Source organism: Massilia sp. 01N417 (assembly GCF_056399645.1).
The window spans coordinates 24,727-41,846 of record NZ_JBFTRS010000004.1 but is presented as its reverse complement, the minus strand read 5'-3'; the positions used below and the strand labels follow the sequence as shown (position 1 = coordinate 41,846).

16 protein-coding genes are annotated in these 17,120 nt (G+C 68.1%); 11 read left to right on the top strand and 5 right to left on the bottom strand.

All coding sequences use genetic code 11. From position 1 onward, the window contains the following. Positions 1–6: 6 nt before the first annotated feature. Complete coding sequence (locus AC1DOQ_RS05620; protein WP_477361065.1) at positions 7–1,095, bottom strand: DUF4272 domain-containing protein; 1,089 nt, start codon at positions 1,093–1,095, stop codon at positions 7–9. Positions 1,096–1,208: 113 nt separating this feature from the next. On the opposite strand from AC1DOQ_RS05620, the gene AC1DOQ_RS05615 reads away from it, so the two are divergent. Genes AC1DOQ_RS05615 through AC1DOQ_RS05605 form a run of 3 tightly spaced genes read left to right on the top strand, consistent with a single transcriptional unit; the run spans position 1,209 to position 4,423 of the window. Next, positions 1,209–1,619 (top strand): GntR family transcriptional regulator, encoded by a 411-nt coding sequence (locus tag AC1DOQ_RS05615; RefSeq protein WP_477361063.1) that lies wholly within the window; start codon positions 1,209–1,211, stop codon positions 1,617–1,619. Continuing rightward, on the top strand, positions 1,616–2,557 hold the full coding sequence (locus AC1DOQ_RS05610) for an ABC transporter ATP-binding protein (RefSeq protein ID WP_477361061.1): 942 nt from the start codon (positions 1,616–1,618) through the stop codon (positions 2,555–2,557). The genes AC1DOQ_RS05615 and AC1DOQ_RS05610 overlap by 4 nt, the downstream gene beginning before the upstream one ends. 18 nt (positions 2,558–2,575) lie before the next feature. Continuing rightward, positions 2,576–4,423, top strand: a complete 1,848-nt coding sequence (locus AC1DOQ_RS05605; RefSeq protein ID WP_477361059.1) for a hypothetical protein — start codon at positions 2,576–2,578, stop codon at positions 4,421–4,423. A 3-nt stretch (positions 4,424–4,426) separates the two neighbouring features. On the opposite strand, the gene AC1DOQ_RS05600 is transcribed toward AC1DOQ_RS05605, so the two are convergent. After that, entirely contained in the window at positions 4,427–5,065 is a 639-nt protein-coding gene (locus tag AC1DOQ_RS05600) for a glutathione S-transferase family protein (protein WP_477361057.1), read from the bottom strand. A gap of 109 nt (positions 5,066–5,174) precedes the next feature. Between AC1DOQ_RS05600 and AC1DOQ_RS05595 the strand changes: the two genes are divergently transcribed. From AC1DOQ_RS05595 to AC1DOQ_RS05575, 5 genes are all read left to right on the top strand, one after another. Further along, positions 5,175–5,999, top strand: a complete 825-nt coding sequence (locus AC1DOQ_RS05595) for a DUF6597 domain-containing transcriptional factor (protein WP_477361055.1) — start codon at positions 5,175–5,177, stop codon at positions 5,997–5,999. A 10-nt stretch (positions 6,000–6,009) separates the two neighbouring features. Continuing rightward, complete coding sequence (locus AC1DOQ_RS05590) at positions 6,010–6,852, top strand: DUF817 domain-containing protein (RefSeq protein WP_477361053.1); 843 nt, start codon at positions 6,010–6,012, stop codon at positions 6,850–6,852. Positions 6,853–6,861: 9 nt separating this feature from the next. Then, a complete protein-coding gene (locus AC1DOQ_RS05585) occupies positions 6,862–7,380 on the top strand; it encodes a GNAT family N-acetyltransferase (protein ID WP_477361518.1) in 519 nt (172 codons plus the stop codon). Positions 7,381–7,453: 73 nt separating this feature from the next. Next, entirely contained in the window at positions 7,454–9,538 is a 2,085-nt protein-coding gene (locus AC1DOQ_RS05580; RefSeq protein ID WP_477361051.1) for a 3-hydroxyacyl-CoA dehydrogenase NAD-binding domain-containing protein, read from the top strand. 237 nt (positions 9,539–9,775) lie between these two features. After that, a complete protein-coding gene (locus AC1DOQ_RS05575) occupies positions 9,776–10,981 on the top strand; it encodes an MFS transporter (RefSeq protein WP_477361049.1) in 1,206 nt (401 codons plus the stop codon). A gap of 36 nt (positions 10,982–11,017) precedes the next feature. Here the strand turns inward: AC1DOQ_RS05575 and AC1DOQ_RS05570 are convergent, their stop codons facing one another. After that, a complete protein-coding gene (locus tag AC1DOQ_RS05570) occupies positions 11,018–12,718 on the bottom strand; it encodes an MFS transporter (RefSeq protein ID WP_477361047.1) in 1,701 nt (566 codons plus the stop codon). Between the two features lie 160 nt (positions 12,719–12,878). Then, positions 12,879–13,892, bottom strand: a complete 1,014-nt coding sequence (locus AC1DOQ_RS05565) for a tyrosine-type recombinase/integrase (RefSeq protein ID WP_477361045.1) — start codon at positions 13,890–13,892, stop codon at positions 12,879–12,881. Positions 13,893–14,135: 243 nt separating this feature from the next. On the opposite strand from AC1DOQ_RS05565, the gene AC1DOQ_RS05560 reads away from it, so the two are divergent. From AC1DOQ_RS05560 to AC1DOQ_RS05550, 3 genes are read left to right on the top strand one after another with little or no spacing between them, the layout of a single operon-like run. Continuing rightward, positions 14,136–14,438, top strand: coding sequence for a Dabb family protein (locus tag AC1DOQ_RS05560; protein ID WP_477361043.1), 303 nt, complete (start codon positions 14,136–14,138; stop codon positions 14,436–14,438). Positions 14,439–14,451: 13 nt separating this feature from the next. Continuing rightward, positions 14,452–15,234, top strand: a complete 783-nt coding sequence (locus AC1DOQ_RS05555; RefSeq protein ID WP_477361041.1) for an SDR family oxidoreductase — start codon at positions 14,452–14,454, stop codon at positions 15,232–15,234. Positions 15,235–15,262: 28 nt separating this feature from the next. Continuing rightward, entirely contained in the window at positions 15,263–16,165 is a 903-nt protein-coding gene (locus tag AC1DOQ_RS05550; RefSeq protein WP_477361039.1) for an SDR family oxidoreductase, read from the top strand. On the opposite strand, the gene AC1DOQ_RS05545 is transcribed toward AC1DOQ_RS05550, so the two are convergent. After that, positions 16,131–17,057, bottom strand: a complete 927-nt coding sequence (locus AC1DOQ_RS05545) for a LysR family transcriptional regulator (protein ID WP_477361037.1) — start codon at positions 17,055–17,057, stop codon at positions 16,131–16,133. The two genes, AC1DOQ_RS05550 and AC1DOQ_RS05545, sit on opposite strands and share 35 nt — an antisense overlap. Between the last annotated feature and the right edge of the window lie 63 nt (positions 17,058–17,120).

Genomic DNA, 17,120 nt, shown 5'->3' with positions numbered 1-17,120 from the left:
CGCGCCTCAGGTGGGCGTGTCGGTGTCGTCCCAGCCGGCGTCTTCGAAGCAGGTCAGCCAGTTGAGGGCGTGGTGGCGTTCCGAGACCACGCCGGGATCGATCCCTGCCGGCAGCGGCTTGCCTTCCTTGCGGGCCTGGCGCACCAGCCAGTGCAGGCGGTAGTGGAGGTCGAGGGCATCCAGGATCTCGGCCGGCGGGCGCAGCGTGAGTGCATCCCTGGCGACGTCCTCGAGGCGCTCCAGCAGGCTGCGCGCGGTCAGCGCGGCGTCGCAGGGCTGGTCCGGCCAGGGAAGCTCGCCCAGGCCCAGCGCCCATTCCAGGGTCTGGAGGCTTTCGTAGCGCCATGAGAATCGGGCCAGTTCGGCGGCGTCCGGCTGTGCGGCGGCCAGGAAGGCGGCTTCGTCGGGACTCAGGACCTGGCTCAGGCCCGGCAGCTTGCGCTCCAGCTCCTCGGCCGGCAGCGGGTTCCCGCTCGCCAGCGATTCCGCCCTGAGCGCCACCGCCAGCAGGGCGACGGCGCGGCGTCCGGTTTCCGGGATCCCGCGCAGCCGCAGTTCCGGCTCGGCGACCAGCGGCGGCAGGTGGGGCGAGGACGGCAGGCCGCGGGCGGCGAGCAGGGCTTCGGTGGCGGTCTTGCGCTGGGTTGCGGCGGCCGGATAGGGCACGGCGGCATCCGCTTCGGCGGCGCCGTCCTTGCTCGACACCAGTACTTTCAGATGCGGGTCGCGCGGCTGGCCGTCCGGCAGTTGCAGCAGGGCGTTGGCGGCAAGCGCCCAGTCGGCGAGGGCGGCGATGGCGGCGGCATCGGTGCGCGCGACGCCGAAGCTGAGCTGGTGGCGGCTGCGCTGGATATGGCGCATGACGTGGTAGCGGGTGCTGCTCATCTTGCCGCCGCCGAGCGACTGCAGGTAGTGCAGGAAGCCGCCGAGTTCGTGGCGCAGCGCCGGATCGCCGCTGTCGCGGCGCCCGTGCAGCCGGTGCGGGAAGGGCAGCGGCGGCACCTCGTTCAGGGTGCAGTAGGCATTGACCAGCAGCTCGTCCTGGATGACGGCGGCCTGGCGCGGTGCGAAGAGTTGTTTCAGCTGTTTGAACATCGTTGGGCTTCGGTAAGGCATTCGGGACGCCGCATTGTGCTCCATTCTTTCCTGCTTGACCACAGCGCGGGCCGGTGCTACTGTACCATCTGTCCTAGTACAGTGAGGTTCATATGAATCGGCGTGCTCCCCTGATGCTGCAGATCGTCACCGGCGATCCGCGGCCCATCATCCGCCAGATCACCGACGGCATCAAACGCCTGGTGGCCGGCGGCGAGCTGCAGCCGGGCGACGCCCTGCCCAGCGTGCGCGGCCTGGCCCAGCAGCTCTCCATCAACCCGAACACGGTGGCCAAGGCCTATGCCGAGCTGAGCGCCGAGGGCTGGCTGCTGTCGCGCGCCGGCCTGGGCCTGTACGTGGCCGAGCAGCGCCAGCGCCTGTCGGACGCCGAGCGCGCGCGCCGTCTCGACGAGGCGGTCGACCGCTTCGTCGGCGACGTCATCGGCCTCGACTACCCGGCCGACACCATCCTCGACCGCGTGGCGGGCGAGCTTTTCCATTACGAAAACAAGAAATCGGCATGAACGAGCATCCAAGCGAATTCGTCATCGACACCGACGAGCTGTGCCTGCAATACAGGGGCAAGCTGGCGCTGAACCGTCTCAGCCTGCGGCTGCCGCGCGGCGGCATCCACGCCTTCGTCGGCGCCAACGGGGCCGGCAAATCCTCGCTGTTCCGGGTGCTGCTGGGCTTCGAGCCCCTGACGTCCGGTTCGGCGCGCGTGCTGGGCCACGAGTGCGGCCGGCTCACGCCGGAACTGCGCGGCCGCATCGGCTTCGTCAACGAGGAGCACACCTTGCCTGGCTGGATGCGGGTGCGCGACCTGATGCGCATGCAGCAGCGCCACTACGAACAGGATGGCCGCCAGCGCTGGAACGGCGCGCGCTTCGACGAGGTGCTGTCCCACTTCAACGTCCTGCCCGAGCAGCGGGTCGGCGAACTCTCGCGCGGCGAACGCGCCGGCCTGAACCTGGCGCTGGCGCTGGCCCAGAGCCCGGAACTGCTGATCCTCGACGAGCCGACCCTGGGCCTGGACGTGGTCGCCAAGCGCGCCTTTCTGGACGCCATGCTCGAGTCCAGCATCGACGACGGGTCGACCATCGTCTACTGCTCGCACCAGATGGACGAGATCGAGCGGGTGGCCGACAACCTGGTGATCCTCGAGCGCGGCAGCCTGCGCACCATGAGCGGTCCGGACGACTTCTGCGAACGGGTACAGCTGTGGGTGGCGGAGTTTCCCTTCAAGGCGCCCGAGGTGAACCAGCTGCCCGGGGTGCTTCAGGTGCAGCAGCTCGACGGCCTGACCCACATCGTCACCTTCGACCAGCAGGACGGCGCCGCCTTCGAGGCCCGTCTCAAGCTGCTGGGCGCGCGCCGCGTGCAGGCCATGGCGCTCGGCCTGGAGCGTGCCGTCAACGCCTTCCTCTCCCATGGACATGCCGGCGCCCGCCGTGCCGCTTAAGCCGAAGGAATTCAGCAAATGATCGAACTGTTCTTGTCCGAGCTGCGGCGCTTCCGCAATGCCGCCGCCATCTACTTTGCCGCCAGCCTGGTGCTGGTGACGGTGCTGAACCAGCCGGTCGACATCGCCAACGGCATGAAGGAGCTGCACGCCATCGTGCTCCTGCTGTATGCGCTGTCCGGGCTGGGCTTCGGCCTCTACCAGTTCGGCAGCTACCGCCAGCCGAGCCGCTGGATCTGGCTGCAGCACCGGCCGCTGCACCGCGGCCGCATCCTGGCCGGCATCGCGCTCGCCTCCGTGCTGCTGATCGCGCTGGCGGTGGCGCTGCCCCTGTTCATCGTGCTGGGGCTGCAGGACCGGCTTACCCAGCGCGTGGTCGACGTCCGCCATTATGCCGCCGTGCTCTACCTGGTCTCGTCGACGGTGTCGGCCTGGCTGGCCGGCGCCTACATCATGCTGCACCGCAGCCGCTGGGCTTTCGTGATCCTGGTGCTGCCGATCCTGCTGACCGTGCACCTGGCCAGCTACGGCACCGTGCTGGCGCTGGCGCTCGCCTGCAACGCGGTGCTGCTGTTCCTGGTCTACACCGTGTTCCGGCCGAACCGCTATACCGGCGACGATGCGCTCGCCACCGTCGCCTCGGCGGCGCCGCTGCAGCTGAGCTTCTACATCGCCCTGCTGTGGGGCGGTTCGATGCTGTTCCAGGTCGGCCAGATGATGGCGGGCGTGCATCCGCTGTCGGGCGGGCAGGCGATGGCCGGCGGCCTGGTGGAGGCGCAGCGCTTCACGCCGCGCGAGGCGGTGCAGGCGGGGCTGGCCGGAGCGCCGGACCCGCGTGCGGCCGGCTGGCGCGCAGGCGTGGCGGCGGGCGATGCCGCCAAGCTGGGTCCGGAAGTGCGCCAGTACGTGGTGAGGAACCTGGTCTCGAACCGCAACAGGCCCGAGTTCTATGACGATCACCAGCATGCCTGGACCTTCAGCCACGACCGCATGATCTACCGCGGCCGCCACGTCCGCCTCGGTACGCCGGTCGGCTGGTACGGCGCCGGCGGGATGGGCGACACCACGCCTTTCGATTCCCAGCCGGTGGTGATCGGGGACAACCAGCGCAACGGCTACCTGGTCAACGCCCACGACCTGTATCAAATCCAGCGAGGCACGCTGGGTCTGCGCCACCTGATGCATGTCGAGGGCGCCGAGCAGCTGGCCGGCGGCGTCGCCGTGCTGGGCCGCCGCACCGCCATCCTGACCAACCGCCGCGTGCTGCTCCTGCAGGACAGCAACGGCCAGCCGGCCCCGGTCGCGTCCGTCCCGCTGCCGCTGAATTTCGGCGACATCCACCGGGTCGACGCGGCGCCGGTGGCGGACGGCACCCTGGTCAGTTTCACCGCCGGCAACCGCCGCTACGACGGCGTCGGCGCGGCGCCCCAGGTGACGTATCTGGTGGATGCCGGCGGCCGGATAACGGAAGTGGCGCGGCGCGAGCTGGCCCACGACTTCCCGGCGCTGTTCGAGCACAAGGATTGGTGGATCTCGCCGCTGCTGCAGGCGGTGGTGAGCCTGCCGGACCTGGTGATCGACAAGGGCGCGGTGCCGGACTACGGCGCCAGCCGCTTCGCGCCGCTGCTGCTCGAGCGCCCGGCCGTGGCCTGGACGGCGGCCGGCGTGCTGGCCCTGCTGGCCGGCCTGGGCGCCATCTGGTGGACCCGCCGCGCCCCGCTCGGACCGCGGGCCCGCCTGGCCTGGTGCCTGGCCTGCCTGCTGCTGGGCGTCCCGGCGCTGCTGTCGCTGATGGTGCTGCAGCCGCGTGCGGCGCGCCGGGCGCCCGCGCGCGCAACGGAGCCGGCAGCGCCGGCGCCGGTGTGAAACTCAGGCGGCCTGCGCCGCCGCCATTGCCGCATCCATCTCGATGACCCGCTGCGCGCAGGGCCGCGCATTGAAGCGGGCGACGTAGTCCACGATCTCGGGCAGCGCCGGCACCAGTTCGAAGGCCGAGGTCCAGGCCAGCGCATAGCCCCACAGGACGTCGGCCGCCGAGAAGCGCTCGCCCAGCAGCCAGGGGCCGGCGCGCAGCTGCCGGGTGAGCGTGGACAGCATGGTGTCGTAGTCGCCGTAAGGGCAGGTCGAGGGCGGCGCCGGCTCGTGCTTCATCGCCCGGTCGACCACCGCGGGTTCGAAACAGGAACCGTAGAAGGCCAGCCAGCGTAAATACGATCCCCGCTGCAGCTCGTCGACGGCCGGCGCCAGGCCGGCCTGCGGGAACAGGTCCGCCAGGTAGATCATGATGGCGGCCTGTTCGGTCACCAGCACGTCGTCTCCTCCTTGCGCGACGCGCAGGGCCGGCACCTTGCCCATCGGGTTGATGGCCAGGTAGCGCGGTGTGTGGGTCTCGTTGGCCTTCAGGTTCACGGTTTCCAGCGCATAGGGTGCGCCCAGCTCCTCGAGCAGGATGCGGACGGCGCCGGAGCGCGAGTGCGGGGCGTGGAAGAGGGTGATGCTATGGTTCATGGCGTCCTCGTGGTGAGTAAGGACGCTCAGGATAGTCCTTCATAAAATTGCCGTCTTGTAAAAACGCGAATGCTAGAATCCCGGCAGACGATCCCATGAATGGCACCCGATGACACCGCTCGCAACCGTCCAGGACCGCCCGAAAGGCGTGGTCGCGCCCGCCCAGGCGCGCAAGATGTTCCGCATGGAGCGTTATCTGCCCGCGCCCGGGCTGGCGCCCTTTCTCGACCATTTCTGGATCGTCGAATGGGATCTCGGCGAGCAGCCGCCCTACGTCCAGCGCACCCTCCCGTATCCCTGCGTGCACCTGGTGTTCGACCGCGCCCGCAGCGGCATCTGGGGCGTGCCGACCGGCGCCTTCGACTACGAACTGAAAGGCAAGGGCAAGGTCTGCGGCCTGCGCTTCCGACCCGGCGCCTTCCGGGCCCTGCTCGGCAAGCCCCTGCATACCATCACCGACCAGGTGCTGGGCCTGTCCGAAGTCTTCCCCTGGGATGAAGCCGCGAGCCGCGACGCGGTGCTGGACTGCGTCGATGACGCCGGCATGGTCGAGGCCTGCACCCGTTTGCTGGCGCCGCTGCTGCCGGCGCCCGATCCCCAGGTCGAGCGCATCGCCGCCATCCTGCGGGTGGTCGAGACCACGCCCGGCCTGACCCAGGTCGAGCAGTTGGCCGAGGCCGCCGGCTTGAACCTGCGCAGCCTGCAGCAGCTGTTCAGCGACTACGTGGGCGTGAGCCCGAAGTGGACCATCCGGCGCTTCCGCCTGCACGAAGCCGCCGACCGCCTGGCCGGGGGCGAGACCGGCCTGGCCGCGCTGGCCCAGGAGCTCGGCTACTTCGACCAGGCCCATTTCAGCGCGGATTTCCGCAAGCTGGTCGGCCAGCCGCCATCCCACTACCTGAAACGCGAGCGCGACAGCGCACGCCCCGCCTGATCGGACCGGCATGCTATCCGCAATCGACAGCTTCCTGATGGACGACCGCCCCCGGCCTCTGGCCGGCCTGCGCCGCGGCCTCGTCGAGTTCCTCTACTTCGGCGTCAAGGAGGCCCGTGCCTGCCTCTTCGTCGGCCTGTTCTTCGCCGCCATCTTCCTGATGCCGCGCGCCGGCCTCTGGGGTGTCCCGCGCTACGACCTGCTGCTGGTGGTGGCGATCGCGATCCAGTTGTGGATGGTGAAGGTCAAGCTGGAGACCTGGGACGAGCTGAAGGCGGTCTGCCTGTTCCACGTGGTCGGCTTCGCGCTGGAAGCCTTCAAGGTGTCGGGCAGCGTCCAGTCCTGGAGCTATCCGGACTTCGGCTATACCAAGATCTTCGGCGTGCCGCTGTTCTCCGGCTTCATGTACGCGGCGGTCGGCAGCTATATCGTGCAGGCCTGGCGCCTGCTCGACCTGCGCATCCGCCACCATCCGCCTTACTGGATGGCGACCACGATCGCGGTCCTGATCTACGTGAACTTCTTTACCCACCATTACATCGGCGACTACCGCTGGTACCTGGCCGCCTGCGCCCTCGGCCTGTATTCGCGGACGACGGTGGTGTTCCGGCCCCTTGACCGCGACCGCCGCATGCCGCTGATGCTGGGCTTCGTGCTGACCGGCTTCTTCATCTGGCTGGCCGAGAACATCGGCACCTTCTGGGGCGTGTGGCGCTATCCGAACCAGCTGGGCGCCTGGTCGGTCGTCCACATCAGCAAATGGAGTTCGTGGTCGCTGCTGGTGATCATGACCTTCACCATCGTGGCCAGCCTGAAGCATGTGAAGGCCAGGATCCATATCGCCGAGGAGTGATTTATCGTGATGCGAACAACAATCGAAACCGAACGCCTGATACTGCGCCCCTTTACCCTCGACGACGCCGAAGCCTGGCTGCCCCTGATCACGCTGCCGGAGATCATCCGCTACACCGGCGACATCCCGGTCTCGACGCTCGACGAAGCGCGCGAGATCCTGCGCACCCGGCCGCTGCGCGACTATGCGGTGCATGGCTACGGCCGCATGGCCGTGATCGAAAAGTGCAGCGGCCGCCTGGTCGGCTTCAGCGGCCTGAAATACCTGGAAGACCTGGGCGAGGTCGACGTCGGCTACCGTTTCCTGCCCGATTGCTGGGGCAAGGGCTATGCGACCGAGAGCGCGCGGGCGCTGATGGCGCAGGGCGTTCGCGAGCACGGCGCCAAGCGCATCGTCGGCATGGTGCATCCGGAGAATGCGGCGTCCGGCCGGGTGCTGGAGAAGCTGGGGCTGGTCTACGAGCGCCCGCTGGAACTCGACGGCCACGGCGTGGCCTACAGGCTGTACGCGACGGCAGCTGCGGAATAACACGACCGTACTTTTATCGCTTATAGTGTCTGTTGTAGTTTCAACATACCTATACCAAGTCCAAGGAGACCCCATGAGCGCCGATTACCAGGTCCAGAACAACGTCGCCGTCATTACGCTGAACAACCCGCCGGTCAACGGCCTCGGGCTGGCGACGCGCACCGCCGCCGTCGAGGTGCTGCAGCTCGCCGAAGCCGATCCCCTGGTCAAGGCGATCGTCATCACCGGCGCCGGCAAGGCCTTCTCGGGCGGCGCCGACATCCGCGAATTCAATTCGCCGAAGGCGCTGACCGAGCCGACCCTGCATACCCTGATCCGCACCGCGGAGGGGTCGAGCAAGCCGGTGGTCGCCGCCATCCATAGCGTCTGCATGGGGGGCGGCCTGGAACTGGCGCTGGGCTGCAACTACCGCGTGGCCGTGCCGGGCGCCCAGATCGCGCTGCCGGAAGTGAAGCTCGGCCTGCTGCCGGGCGCCGGCGGCACCCAGCGCCTGCCGCGCGTGATCGGCCTCGAGGCCGCGCTGGACATGATCGTGTCCGGCAATCCGGTACCGTCCGAGAAGCTGGCCGGCAGTTTGTTCGACGAGGTGTTCCCGGCCGGGACCGAGCTCGTAGCCGCCGCCGTCGCCTTCGCCAACAAGGTCGCCGATGTGCGTCCTCTGCCGAAGGTCCGCGAGCGCCAGGTCGAACATGCCGACGCCCAGGCCTTCCTCGATGCCGCCCGCGCCAGGGTGAAGGCGCTTGCGGGCGCCTTCCCGGCGCCGCTGGAATGCGTCGAGACCATCGCCGCTTCGGTGAACATGCCCTTCGAAGAGGGCTGCAAGTTCGAGCGCTCGCGCTTCATCCACCTGACCCAGACCGTCGAATCGAAAGCCCTGCGCCACGCCTTCTTTGCCGAGCGCGCCGCCGGCAAGATCCCGGACGTGCCGTCCGATACGCCGGTGCGCGAGATCCGCTCCGCCGCCGTGATCGGCGCCGGCACCATGGGCGGCGGCATCGCGATGAACTTCGCGAACGCCGGCATCCCCGTCACCATCCTCGAGACCAGGCAGGAAGCCCTGGACAAGGGCCTGGCCACGATCCGCAAGAATTACGAGAACACCGTCAGGAAGGGCAAGCTGGCGCCCGAGAAATTCGAGCAGAGGATTGGCCTGGTGAAGGGCACCCTCGACTACGCCGACATCGCCCAGGCCGACATCGTGATCGAAGCGGTGTTCGAAGACATGGGCGTCAAGGAGAGCGTGTTCCGCCAGCTCGACCAGGTGATGCGCCCGGGCGCCATCCTGGCCTCGAACACCTCGACCCTGGACCTGAACAGGATCGCATCCTTCACCTCCCGCCCGCAGGACGTGATCGGCCTGCATTTCTTCAGCCCGGCCAACGTGATGAAGCTGCTCGAGATCGTGCGCGGCGAGCGGACCGGCAAGGACGTGCTGGCCACCGCGCTGGCGCTGTCGAAGAAGCTGAAGAAGACCGGCGTGGTAAGCGGGGTCTGCGACGGCTTCATCGGCAACCGCATGGTCGAGCAGTACATCCGCCAGGCCGGCTTCCTGCTGGACGAGGGCGCGCTGCCGCAGCAGGTGGACCGCGCGATCGAACAGTTCGGCTTCGCCATGGGGCCCTTCCGCATGGGCGACCTGGCCGGCAACGACATCGGCTGGGCCATCCGCAAGCGCCGCGCGCTCGAGACGCCGGAGGTGGCCTATTCGAAGACCGCCGACCTGCTGTGCGAAGCGGGCCGCTTCGGCCAGAAGACGGGCGGCGGCTGGTACGACTACCAGGCCGGCGACCGCACCCCGCATCCTTCGCAGTGGGTCGACGACATGATCGTCCGGCACGCGAAGGACCTGGGAATCCAGCGCCGCGAGATCGGCGACCAGGAAATCGTCGAGCGCCTGGTCTACGCCCTGGTCAACGAGGGCGCGAAGATCCTGGAAGAAGGCATCGCCTTGCGCGCCTCCGACATCGACATGGTCTACCTGACCGGCTACGGCTTCCCGCTCTACCGCGGCGGGCCGATGTTCCATGCCGATACCGTGGGCCTGGCGAATGTGCTGGCGGCGATCGAGAAGTACTCGCGCGGCTACCATGGGGAGGCCTGGAAGCCGGCGTCCTTGCTGCAGCGTTTGGCGGCTGAGGGGCGGGGGTTCAATAGCTGACGTTCGCACGTCGTTGCCGCACGCCCACCGTCGTTCCCGCGAAGGCGCCTCGCTGCGCGAGGCCCCAAGTTCTGCTTGCGTCACGTTAGATCATACAAACTTGGGTCCCCGCCTTCGCGGGGACGACGGGGAGAGGGAGCGGGAACGACGGTAGGTAATATTCGCCGGCGATGCCCCTGATGCGCGCATGGCCTCGCTCATGTTAGGCTCGACATCCTTACCGTACTCGAGCCCGCTGTGAAAAATGCCCTCCTGATCGCGACCGCCTGCCTGCTCGGCCTGCTGTCGACGACCGGCGCTTCGCTGCCTTACCCGATCCTGCCGCCGCTGTTCGCGGGTGTGGAAACTGCGGGCGCCGCCAATGGCCTCACCAACTTCCTGGGCCTGCCGCCCAAGCTGCTGTTCGCCATCGCCCTGATGGTCAATCCCATCGGGCTGCTGATCGGCACCGCCGTGCTCGGCTCCCTGTCCGACCGTTTCGGCCGCCGTCCGCTGCTGCTGTGGACCGCGGCCGGCGCGGCCGTCGGCCATGTGCTGACCGCCTGGGCGCTGGCGATGGGTTCCTATCCGCTGTTCCTGCTGGCGCGCTTCGGCACCGGCCTGCTGGAAGGCCAGGGCGCCATCGTCCGTGCCATGCTGGCCGACCGCCTGCAAGGCCCGGTGCGCAACCATGCGCTGTCCTGGCTGAACGGTTCCTTCACCCTGGGCTGGCTGTTCGGTCCCTTGCTGGCCGGGCTGACGATCGGCTTCGGCGTCACCGTGCCTTTCTATATCGCCGCCGGCGCGCTGCTGCTGGGGACGGTGCTGGTGGCGATCAGCCTCAAGCGCGAGCCGAGCGTCCACGGTCCCGGCTGGTGGGCGGTGGCGCGCGAGAAGCATGCCTTCAACCTGCTGCGCCACGACGGCCTGCGCATGCTGTTCGTGGTCCAGCTGGCCTATACCTGCGGCGTGACCGCCTTCTACGAGTTCTATCCGCTGTGGCTGGTCGAGGTCGGTCGCTACGATACGCGTGCGATCTCGCTTGTCAACGTCGGCATGTGCGCGCTGATGAGCTTTACGGCTGTTTTTGCCGGACGGCAAAATCGTGACGATCCCCTGCGCCGCGCGGCCTTCCTGGCGCTGGCGGTGGCGCTGGCGATCGCCTCGCTGGGCACCGGACAGCTATGGATCGGCCTGGCCGGCATCATGCTGTTCGGGCTGCCGCATGCCTGCTACAACGCGGTGATCCAGGTATGGGCGGCGGACCGCTTCGGCGGCCACGGCCAGGGCGCGGTGATGGGCCTGCTGTCGACGACCTTCTGCCTGGCGAACATCCTGATGGCGGCGGCGGGCGCGGTGCTGACCTTGGTCGATACGCGGCTGGTGCTGGTGGCGGGGGCCATGCTGACGGCCTGGGCGGCGTTCCGGATGCGGGCGTGGAGCCGGGTGCCGGCCTACCAATGAAAGAACGTGGGCACGGCGTGCCCACGCCCAACTAACTCAGTCTGCAGCGTAGATATTATTGTCCTTCGTCTCCCGCACGAACAGCATGCCGATCACGAAGGTAATCGCCGCAATGACGATCGGATACCACAGGCCGTAGTAGATGTCGCCTTTCGCCGCCACCATCGCGAAGGCGAAGGTCGGCAGCAGGCCGCCGAACCAGCCGTTGCCGATGTGGTAGGGCAGGGACATCGAGGTGTAGCGGATCCGGGTCGGGAACATCTCGACCAGCATCGCCGCCACCGGACCGTAGACCATGGTCACGTACAGCACCAGCACGAACAGCAGCAGCACCACCATCGGCTTGTTGATCGTGGCAGGATCGGCCTTGGCCGGGTAGCCGGCAGTCTTCAGGGCGGCGCCCAGGTCGGACTTCAGTGCGGTTTCGCGGGCCTTGCTGGCCTTGTCGAGGTCGAGGCCGTCGGGCGTCTTGGTGGCGGCGAAGGACGGGTAGACCTTGTCGCCGATGTGGACGCTGGCAACGGTGCCGGCCGGCGCATCCTGGCGGGTGTAGCTGACCGAGGCGGCGGTCAGCTGGGCGGTCGCGATGTCGCAGGACGAGGAGTAGATTTCCTTGCCGGTCGCCTTGAACTGGAAGTGGCAGTCGGCCGGATCGGCCACCACCACCACCGGCGAGTTCTGCAACGCGGTCGCCAGGGCCGGGTTGCCGTAGCTGGTCAGGCCCTTGAAGATCGGGAAGTAGGTCAGGGCCGCGATCAGGCAGCCTGCCATGATGATGGGCTTGCGGCCGATGCGGTCGGACAGCGAGCCGAACACGATGAAGAAGGGTGTGGCCAGGGCGAGGGCGACCGCGATCATGATGTTGGCGGTGGCCGCATCGATCTTCAGGGTCTGGGTCAGGAAGAACAGGGCGTAGAACTGGCCGGTGTACCAGACCACGGCCTGGCCCATCACCACGCCGACCAGCGCCAGCAGGGCGATCTTGGCATTGCTCCAGGTCAGGAAGGCTTCGGACAGCGGCGCCTTCGAGGTCTTGCCCTCGGCTTTCATCTTGGCGAAGGCCGGCGACTCGCTCATCGACATCCGGATCCACACCGAAATGCCCAGCAGCAGTACCGACACCAGGAAGGGAATGCGCCAGCCCCAGGCGTCGAAGGCCTTGGTGTCCATCGAGGTGCGCACGCCCAGGATCACCAGCAGCGACAGGAAGAGCCCGAGCGTGGCGGTGGTCTGGATCCAGGCGGTGAAATAGCCGCGGCGGCCTTCCGGCGCGTGCTCGGCCACGTAGGTGGCGGCGCCGCCATACTCGCCGCCCAGGGCCAGGCCCTGCAGGATGCGCAGCGAGACCAGGATGATGGGCGCGGCGATGCCGATCGAGGCGTAGGACGGCAGCAGGCCGACGATGAAGGTCGAGCCGCCCATGATCAGGATGGTGACCAGGAAGGTGTACTTGCGGCCGATCATGTCGCCGAGGCGGCCGAACACCAGCGCGCCGAAGGGGCGCACGAGGAAGCCGGCGGCAAAGGCCAGCAGGGCGAAGATGAAGGTGGTGGTGGGGTCGCCGACGAAGAACTGCTTGGCGATCACGGCCGCAAGAGAGCCGTAGAGGTAGAAGTCATACCACTCGAAAACCGTGCCGAGGGAAGACGCAAAGATGATCTTGCGTTCTTCCCGGGTGAGTCCGCCGGCGGAAGGCGATGCCTTGCCGCCGGCTGTCATGCCGGGGGTGATAGCCATTGTAGTCTCCGTATTGAGTTGTATTGTCAATGGGTAGCCGATATTTACGCCAGCTACGGCAGCGACTCTGCGCCGCGAAACTTACGCGGTGCTTGCTCCAAACTTACACGAAACTTACAGATGAACTGTTCGACTGCTTCCTTATGCGCGCTGGATGGAATCAGGCGTCCTTGTCCTTTGGACCGGCTTCCGGCGCCTGGGTTTCCGGATTGACTTTGGCGTACTTATAAGCCTCTGCCGATCGTTCGAGTGCGAGGCCCAGTGCGGTGGTGAGCTCGCTTTGCGGCGTGCCCTGGCGCAGTTGCTGCGAGGCGAAGGTATTGCGCAGGGTGCGTCCGCCGGCGCGCGGCACGGCCAGTCCGGCGCGCTCGAAGGTCGCCTTGACCTGGCGGTAGACGGTGGCCTTGTGCAGCGCTTCGCCCTCCAGGTTGGCGGGAAACACCAGCTCGCCTGGAATCTTGAGTGCCTGCCGCTCATCCAGCCAGGCCAGCAGTTCGGCCACGCCTTCCTTCGGCAGGGTGGTGGCGTGCTCGTAGCTGGTGCGGTGCTTGTGCTCGGGCGTGATGTCGAGCCGCAGGCCGCCTTCGACGTCGGGCTGGCGGCCGATCTCGTCCACCAGCAGGCCGATCGCTTCGGCCACGCGCAGGCCGGCCAATGCCATCGTCACCTGCATCGCGCGGTCGCGGCGGCGCTTCCAGCCCGAGGCCTTGCCCTCGTCATCGGCGCGGCGGCCGGGCAGGGCGGCCAGGAAGCGCGCCAGCTCGTCCGCGTTGAGGGCGGTCATCGGGGCGTCGCGGGTGATCTGGGCGCGGTCGATGCCGACGATGGCTTCGCGCGCCGGGTTCGGCGCACTCTGCAGGTAGTCGTAGCAGCGCTCCAGCAGGCGCAGGTAGCGGTAGGCGATCTTGCTGTTCAGGTCGCGGTGGCCGTCGTGGGCCAGCTGCACGAAGCGGTGCAGGTCGCGCGCCGTCACGGTCGACATCTTGAGGCGCTCCTCCAGCATCCAGGCGGCGAACTTCCCGAACATGAACTTGTAGATGGCGGCGGATTCCGGCGACACCGGCTTCGGATTGTCTTCGCGCTGGCGGCTCGAGGTCAGGACGAAGTCGGGCGAGGCGACGAAGGCGCTGAAGCGTTTGAGGGGATCGGCATCCCAGGCGGCGAGTTGGTCCATGCCATATTCTGCAACTAACCGAGCGCGGATGCAAATGGCCGGGCGTGCGCCGGCAAGCACCTCCCATCGCCGTCCACGCTGACATTTAAATGCAACTAACCGACAGGTGGAGCAAACCCAAACTAAAAACCCGGCCACCAGCACGAGAGGGCAGGCAAATCCACCCGCACTCGCCATCCAGCCGCCCAGGCGGTATGCTTGGCGCTATCCGTTCGATCACATTGGAAACAAGGAAGGAAACTCATGCTCAAGCACATCGTCATGTGGAAACTGAAGGAACACGCCGAAGGCGCCGACCGCGCGGCCAATGCCCGCGAAATGAAGCGCCGCCTGGACGAGTGCGCCGGCATCGTCCCCGGCATCCACAAGTTCGAGGTGACCCTGGCCCAGCCGGGCCTGGAAGCGACCTATGACGTGGTGCTGTACTCGGAGTTCGCCGACAAGGCCGCGCTCGAAGCCTATGCCAAGCACCCGACCCACCAGGCGCTGGTGCCCTTCATCGGCGCGATCCGTGAAGTGCGCCAGTGCATGGACTACGAAGTCTGAGCGGGAGGCCGCCATGCGCACGGTAAGGGAGCTGTTTTCGCTGGAAGGCAAGACCGCCGTGGTGACTGGCGGGTCGCGCGGCCTGGGCCTGCAGATGGCCGAGGCGCTGGGCGAGCAGGGCGCGCGCGTGCTGGTGTCGGCGCGCAAGCAGGACGAGCTCGATGACGCCTGCGCCCGCCTGGCGGCGCGTGGCATCGAAGCGCACAGCATCGCCACCGACCTGTCCGATGAAGCGGCGATCGGCGGCTTTGCCGGCGAGGCGATGCGGGTTCTCGGCCAGGTCGACATCCTGGTCAACAATGCCGGCGCGACCTGGGGCGCCCCGGCGGAGGCATTCCCGGTCGAGGCCTGGGACAAGGTGATGAACCTCAACGTGCGCAGCGTCTTCCTGCTATGCCAGGCCTTCGGCCGGCTGTCGATGATTCCGCGCGGCCGCGGCCGCATCGTGAACATCGCCTCGATCGCCGGCCTGGCCGGCAATCCGCCGGGCACGATGCAAACGATCGCCTATAACACCTCGAAGGCGGCGGTCATCAATTTCACCCGCACCCTGGCCGGCGAATGGGGCCGCCACGGCATCACGGTGAATGCGATCGCGCCGGGTTTCTTCCCCTCGAAGATGACCCGGGGCATACTGGCGGCGGTGGGCGCCGACAGGCTGGCGCAGCAGGCGCCGCTGGGCCGGCTCGGCGACGACGAAGACCTGAAGGGCGCGGTGGTCCTGTTCGCGTCCGATGCGGGCAAGCACATCACGGGACAGGTGCTGGCGGTCGACGGCGGCGTTTCGGCGGTCTGATCCGCGCACGGCGCGGGGAAGGAGTGCAATGAAGCAGTTCGCAGGACGGGTAGCCGTCATCACCGGCGCGGGCAGCGGCCTGGGCCGCGAATTCGCCAACACGGCGGCGGGGCTGGGCATGAAACTGGTGCTCGCCGACATCGACAAGGGAGCGCTGGAGCGCGCCACCGACGAGTTGCAGGCCGGCGGCGCCGAGGTGCTGTCGATGGTGGTCGACGTCAGCAAGGCCGAGCACGTCGAAGAGCTGGCCGATGCCGCGATGATCCGCTTCCATTGCGTGCACTTGGTGTTCAACAATGCCGGCGTCGGCGCGGGCGGCCTGATCTGGGAAAACAGCCAGGCCGACTGGGAATGGGTGCTGGGCGTGAACCTGTGGGGCGTGATCCACGGCGTGCGCGTGTTCACCCCGATCATGCTGGAATGCGCGCGCCGCGATCCCGCCTACGAAGGGCATATCGTCAACACGGCCTCGATGGCCGGGCTGCTGGCTCCGCCGGCGATGGGCGTCTACAACGTGTCCAAGCATGCCGTGGTGTCGCTGAGCGAAACCCTCTATCACGACCTGCGCCTGGTCGATGCCCCGGTCCAGGCCTCGGTCCTGTGCCCCTACTTCGTGCCGACCGGGATCGGGCGCTCGGAAGCCCACCGGCCGCACGAGCTGCAGAACGATGGCGGGCCGACGGCGAGCCAGCAGGCGGCCCGGGACCTGATCAACAAGGCGGTCGATGCCGGCAAGGTGACGGCCGCCGAGGTCGCCGCCATCACCTTCGACGCTGTGCGCGAAGGCCGCTTCTACATCTATTCGCATCCGCAGGCGCTGGGCGCGGTGGCCGAGCGCATGGACGCCATCGTCCACGGCAAGCCGCCGGCGGACGCCTATGCGGCGACGCCCCAGCTCACGCAACTGCTGAAGGCGCAGCTGAAGCGCTGACGGCCGGGGCGCTGATCTCGAGCAGCAGGCCGCGCAGCCAGCGGTGGGCCTGGTCGGCATCCATGCGCGGATGCCACAGCATCGACACCGATATGCCCGGGACCGCGAACGGAAGCGCGAAGCTGGCCATGCCTTCGCGCAGCCGGCCCGTATGCCGCTCGGGGACGGTGGCGACCAGGTCCGATCCGCGTGCGAGCGCGAGCGCGGCCGCGAAGCCGCCGACCGAAGCGGCGATGCGGCGCTGCAGTCCGAGTGCGTCGAGGGCCTCGTCAACGCTGCTCCGTTCGCGTCCGCGCCGACTCACCAGCACATGCCTGGCCGCCGCATAGGCCGCCGGCGTGATCGCCGTGCCGGCAAGCGGATGCGCCGCGCGAACCACGCCGACGAAACCGTCCTCGAACAGGATGCGGGTGCGCAGTTCGGGGCTGGCGGCGCCGCCCACCACGCCCGTTTCCAGGTCGACGCTGCCATCGCGCAGCGGTGTGCTGTCCTTGTCCGTCTTCTGCAGGAATCGCAGACGCACGCCCGGCGCCTCGGCGGCGGCGCGCGCCACCAGCAACGGTCCGAAGTTCTCGACGAAGCCGTCGCTGGTGCGCAGGGTGAAGCTGCGCTCCAGCCGGCCCAGGTCGAGCGGCACGGCGGGACGCAGCACCGCCTTCGCTTCCTCGACCAGCGGACCGATACGGGCGCGCAGCTCGAGTGCCCGCGGCGTCGGCACCAGGCCGCGTCCGGCGCGTACCAGCAGCGGGTCGCCGGTGGTCTCGCGCAGGCGGGCCAGCGCGCGGCTCATGGCGGACGCGCTCAGGCCCAGCCGGCGCGCGGCGCGCACGACATTGCCTTCGGCGAGCAGGACGTCGAGGGTGACGAGGAGATTCAGATCGGGCGTCGACATCGGGCCACGATAGCACGTCCGCTCGGGAGTGTGGCGTTCGATGCACTGATTGAATGCAAATGC

Coding starts and splice junctions, on each gene's coding strand:
- AC1DOQ_RS05620 (WP_477361065.1), bottom strand. CDS start 1,095: ATGTTCAAACAGCTGAAACAACTCTTCGCACCGCGCCAGGCCGCCGTC.
- AC1DOQ_RS05615 (WP_477361063.1), top strand. CDS start 1,209: ATGAATCGGCGTGCTCCCCTGATGCTGCAGATCGTCACCGGCGATCCG.
- AC1DOQ_RS05610 (WP_477361061.1), top strand. CDS start 1,616: ATGAACGAGCATCCAAGCGAATTCGTCATCGACACCGACGAGCTGTGC.
- AC1DOQ_RS05605 (WP_477361059.1), top strand. CDS start 2,576: ATGATCGAACTGTTCTTGTCCGAGCTGCGGCGCTTCCGCAATGCCGCC.
- AC1DOQ_RS05600 (WP_477361057.1), bottom strand. CDS start 5,065: ATGAACCATAGCATCACCCTCTTCCACGCCCCGCACTCGCGCTCCGGC.
- AC1DOQ_RS05595 (WP_477361055.1), top strand. CDS start 5,175: ATGACACCGCTCGCAACCGTCCAGGACCGCCCGAAAGGCGTGGTCGCG.
- AC1DOQ_RS05590 (WP_477361053.1), top strand. CDS start 6,010: ATGCTATCCGCAATCGACAGCTTCCTGATGGACGACCGCCCCCGGCCT.
- AC1DOQ_RS05585 (WP_477361518.1), top strand. CDS start 6,862: ATGCGAACAACAATCGAAACCGAACGCCTGATACTGCGCCCCTTTACC.
- AC1DOQ_RS05580 (WP_477361051.1), top strand. CDS start 7,454: ATGAGCGCCGATTACCAGGTCCAGAACAACGTCGCCGTCATTACGCTG.
- AC1DOQ_RS05570 (WP_477361047.1), bottom strand. CDS start 12,718: ATGGCTATCACCCCCGGCATGACAGCCGGCGGCAAGGCATCGCCTTCC.
- AC1DOQ_RS05565 (WP_477361045.1), bottom strand. CDS start 13,892: ATGGACCAACTCGCCGCCTGGGATGCCGATCCCCTCAAACGCTTCAGC.
- AC1DOQ_RS05560 (WP_477361043.1), top strand. CDS start 14,136: ATGCTCAAGCACATCGTCATGTGGAAACTGAAGGAACACGCCGAAGGC.
- AC1DOQ_RS05555 (WP_477361041.1), top strand. CDS start 14,452: ATGCGCACGGTAAGGGAGCTGTTTTCGCTGGAAGGCAAGACCGCCGTG.
- AC1DOQ_RS05550 (WP_477361039.1), top strand. CDS start 15,263: ATGAAGCAGTTCGCAGGACGGGTAGCCGTCATCACCGGCGCGGGCAGC.
- AC1DOQ_RS05545 (WP_477361037.1), bottom strand. CDS start 17,057: ATGTCGACGCCCGATCTGAATCTCCTCGTCACCCTCGACGTCCTGCTC.